The organism is Vibrio sp. 03_296 (genome assembly GCF_002265885.1).
The window spans coordinates 1-1,363 of record NZ_NPKW01001227.1 but is presented as its reverse complement, the minus strand read 5'-3'; the positions used below and the strand labels follow the sequence as shown (position 1 = coordinate 1,363).

The 1,363-nt window shown below is 43.4% G+C and carries 2 protein-coding genes and 1 pseudogene; 2 read left to right on the top strand and 1 reads right to left on the bottom strand.

Annotated features, from left to right (window positions below; all coding sequences use genetic code 11):
- A partial coding sequence (locus CIK04_RS31170; RefSeq protein WP_128824784.1) for an IS30-like element ISVvu6 family transposase occupies nt 1-868 on the top strand: 868 nt, incomplete at its 5' end.
- Here CIK04_RS31170 and CIK04_RS31165 read toward each other — a convergent pair.
- Nucleotides 800-1,045 (bottom strand): annotated as a pseudogene (locus CIK04_RS31165) (transposase); the annotation flags it as partial. The gene CIK04_RS31170 and the pseudogene CIK04_RS31165 overlap by 69 nt on opposite strands.
- A gap of 143 nt (nt 1,046-1,188) precedes the next feature.
- Between CIK04_RS31165 and CIK04_RS31160 the strand changes: the two are divergent.
- Nucleotides 1,189-1,363: HDOD domain-containing protein (locus CIK04_RS31160; protein ID WP_128824783.1), on the top strand; the 175-nt coding region annotated here is incomplete at its 3' end.

The window sequence follows — 1,363 nt, the reverse complement described above, 5'->3', positions numbered from 1 at the left end:
TAAAGCCACTATCTATCGAGAAATTGAACGCAATTGTCGTTACAACAAGTTCTTCGATAGGTACTCTTATCAACCACGGCGGGCACAGCAAATGGCTCGTAACCGGCTGAGCCGCTCGCGCAGAAACAAGCGCTACAGCAAAAGCGACTTTAGGTTACCTGAGGCCTTGCTACGACTGGATTGGAGCCCTGACCAAATCGTCGGATATCTAAGAATGAGAGGCTATCCAACAATGAGCCACGAGCTCATTTATCAGCACATTTGGAACGACAAAGCTCTCGGTGGAACGCTATGGAAACACCTACGGCAATCTTCCAAGAAAAGGCGTAAAAGGTACAACTCAAAAGACAGTCGAGGACGGCTTGCAAATAAGCGTCATATTRCCGAAAGACCAGAAAACGCTGAGCATCGAAAAGAGCCTGGTCATTGGGAAATTGATACYGTCGTTGGCCGCGGAACCAAGCACTGTATCGTGACTTTAGTCGACAGAATGACTGGTTACACTTTTATCGGGCAAATGGATGATAGAACAAGCGAGTCGCTCAACGTAAGAATGAGCAAAATCATGACCCGCTCTGACTTACCTTTTAAGACGATAACTTCGGATAACGGCACTGAATTYCATGGTTACGCACAACTAGAAAAACATCATAACTGTCTGTTTTACTTTGCAAATCCATACCAMTCATGGGAGCGAGGCACTAATGAAAACACCAATGGTTTGATRCGACAATACTTACCAAAACGAACTTCCATGTCACACGTGACACAGAAGCTATGCAATGAAATTGCACACAAATTAAATACGCGCCCACGCAAAAGACTTGGGTATAGAACACCACTGGAGTATATTCATGCGCATCTTTAAAAAGTGTCGCACTTCAAACTTGATACTAAGCTGACTTAATTGTTCTCGCTGCTCCGCGTTAAGAAATGCTGGGCGACCCGTTCTTGGTTTCTCTTGCAGTCCTTCAAGCCCTTCTTCACGGAATGTTTGTACCCATTTATTCACACTGGTTCTGCTTACCTTTAGGAACTTAGCCAATTTTCTTGGCTCTTCAGTCTAGTTAATTTAAGGCTCCTAACAGGCTTTCAATCATAACCAAAAACTAAGTAGTGAACGAGGAGTCTATCTTGCTTAATGTGTCCTATATTAATTAAGTAACACGACAGTCTAAGGAGAGAGGTATGTCCCAAGAAGCTCTGATTTCACGTCTCAACGAATTACCTCGGATTGAGAGTGTGCTGCAAGAATTACTTGAGATGGTCAATCGAGATAATTTTGATTTTTCTGAGCTTATCAAAAAAATTGGCATGGATCAAGGTTACATCAGTGCCCGATTACTCAGAATGGCTAACTCGG